The following is a 2,305-nucleotide window of genomic DNA, read 5'->3' as shown; positions in this document are numbered from 1 at the left end:
CGCCCTTGCTCCTGGCCTCTGCGATCGCGGCGCGCACGACGCGGCTGCGGATCCAGATCGCGGTCTTTCATCTGCCGCTCTACAACCCGATCCGCTTGGCCGAGGAAATGTGCGTCCTCGACATCATCTCAAAGGGGCGCGTGGGCTACGTCGGGGCCGTGGGGTACGTCCCCTACGAATATGCGATGCATGGCGTCGACTTTCGCCGCCGCGGCGCGATCGCTGAGCAGAACCTGCCGCTTCTCCTCAAGGCGGTGAGCGGCGAGGCGTTCGAGCACGAGGGCCGGCGGATCCAGGTGACGCCGCCGCCGTTCACGCCCGGGGGCCCGCGCATCGGCTGGGGCGGCGGCAGCGTCGCGGCGGCCCGACGCGCCGGAAAGTATGGCCTCGACTTTCTCGGCCAGCGCAGCGATCCGGCCCTGCAAGCGGCCTACGAGGAGGCCTGCCGCGAGCATGGCCGCCTGCCGGGGAATTTCAGCATGTCGCGCCACGACGAGACGGCCGTGATGTTCGTCGCCGAGGACATCGACGCGGCCTGGGCCGAGCTCGGGCCCTATTTGATGAACGACGTTCTGGGTTACGCCCGCTGGTACGAGGGCGACAGCACGGACACCAACAGCATCTCCTTCGCCAGGACCGCCGACGAGCTCCGGGCGGAGAACCGCAGCCATCGCATCATCACCGTTGACGAGGCCGTCGAGCGGATCCGTGCAGGCGAGGCGCTGCGGCTGCACCCGCTGATCGGGGGCCTGCCGCCGGCGATCGCCTGGCGCTATCTGCAGACCGTGGCCGAGAAGGTGACGCCGGCTGCAGGGCCCAAGGCCTCCGATACCAAGGACCTCACTCTCAATTGATGATTTGGCGCAGTTTCGATATCAAAAGCGCATGGATCTCAGACATATGCGCCAGTTCGTGGCTGTCGCCGAAGAGCTTCACTTCGGGCGGGCGGCGCGACGCCTCAACATGGCGCAGCCCCCGCTGAGCCAGGCCATCCGGCGGCTCGAGCTGGAGCTGGGGCTTGATCTGTTCGATCGCTCCAAGCGGGCGGTCGAACTGACGGACGCCGGCCGGGTCTTCCTGGCCGAGGCGCGCCGAACGCTGATGCAGGCGGACCTCGCTCGGAAGCTGACGCAGCGCGCGGCCGCCGGGACCCTGGATGTGCGGGTCAGCTTCATCGGCGCGGCGCTCTATCGCGTGATACCGGCCCTCCTGCTGAAGCATCGGGAAGCTCATCCGGACGTTCACGTCCATCTTTTCGAGCGCTTCTCGTCCGAGCAGATCAAGGATGTGCTCGCCGGAGAGCTGGACGTCGGCTTCGCCACAGGAATTACCGAACATATGAGCGGCCTGGCGACGCTGGTCGTCGAACGAGGCGCCTATATTGCGGCCGTCCCGCGAAGTTGGGATCTGGCCCAGCAGGACTCGGTGCGCCTGACCGATCTTGTCGACCACCCCTTCATCCAGCCGCCGAAACAGTACGCCTCGGACTTCTCCGAGCCTTTGGAGATGCTGAAGAGCATCGGGATCGCTCCACGCCAGATCCAGGAGACGACGCAGTCCGCAACGACATTGAGCCTGATCGGAGCCGGCCTCGGCTGCAGCATCTTGAGTTCCAACATGGTCCACGTCATGGCCACGAAGGTGAAATTCCTGCCGATCGTCGATGCGCCGCCCCATCGCCCCTGGGAGCTGATGATGATCTGGTCTTCGCAGGGCCTGACCCCGTCCACGGCTCAGTTCGTGGAGACGGCGAAGAGCTTCGTGGAGGAGCACCCTGCGCTGCTCGATATCGCGGGCGACGAAAGGCTTCTGCGGGGCTAAAGCATTCGGCGGTTCGAATGAACCGTCGAATGCTCATAAGCCATCATTCCAGCTCGATCGCGATGATATTTCCGGAGTTTTCACGGTCGAATGAAGGATCGAAAGGCCGCGCCTGCGCCATGGCTTTCAATGTCTGGTCGAGATCGTCCGTCTCGATCTCGTAGGTCGCCACATAGGGCCATTTGGTGTTCGAATGCAGCACCTTGAACCGCCGCGCCGCGACCACGCCTGGCGCCGCCAGAAGGTCCGGTACGTGAACCTCGTCATACCAGGCGTTATACAGGTCTTCCTGATCCTCGCCCGCAATGGGGCCGTTCATCGCGAGAATGAGATATTTCGCCAAGGCCCTGGCTCCTTGCCCAAGATCCTGCGACTTCAGCCACAGCGAGCCGCGCAGCGCTAAGACCCAGATGATATCGCCGCCGCCGATTTTCGTATTGGCCGTCATAGCCGCCCTCGCCGAAGATCCGGCAAGGCCAGCCGA

Annotated in this window: 3 protein-coding genes; 2 read left to right on the top strand and 1 reads right to left on the bottom strand. The window is 64.6% G+C overall.

What is annotated here, in order from left to right; genetic code table 11:
* Both VJS38_RS00990 and VJS38_RS00985 read left to right on the top strand, forming a co-directional pair.
* A partial coding sequence (locus tag VJS38_RS00990; RefSeq protein WP_324086291.1) for an LLM class flavin-dependent oxidoreductase occupies window positions 1–854 on the top strand: 854 nt, incomplete at its 5' end.
* A gap of 46 nt (window positions 855–900) precedes the next feature.
* Window positions 901–1,821 carry a LysR substrate-binding domain-containing protein gene (locus VJS38_RS00985; RefSeq protein ID WP_324086290.1) on the top strand — a complete coding sequence of 307 codons (921 nt, stop codon included), beginning with the start codon at window positions 901–903 and terminating at the stop codon, window positions 1,819–1,821.
* A 43-nt stretch (window positions 1,822–1,864) separates the two neighbouring features.
* Here VJS38_RS00985 and VJS38_RS00980 read toward each other — a convergent pair.
* A partial coding sequence (locus VJS38_RS00980; RefSeq protein WP_324086289.1) for a hypothetical protein occupies window positions 1,865–2,305 on the bottom strand: 441 nt, incomplete at its 5' end.

This window comes from Phenylobacterium sp. (assembly GCF_035276905.1).
In the GTDB taxonomy this organism is placed as follows: Bacteria; Pseudomonadota; Alphaproteobacteria; order Caulobacterales; family Caulobacteraceae; genus Phenylobacterium.
This window is presented reverse-complemented; position numbering and strand designations above follow the sequence as displayed.

Bases quoted from the DNA above. Each gene is read 5' to 3' on its own strand.
- VJS38_RS00985 (WP_324086290.1), top strand. From the start codon at position 901: ATGCGCCAGTTCGTGGCTGTCGCCGAAGAGCTTCACTTCGGGCGGGCG.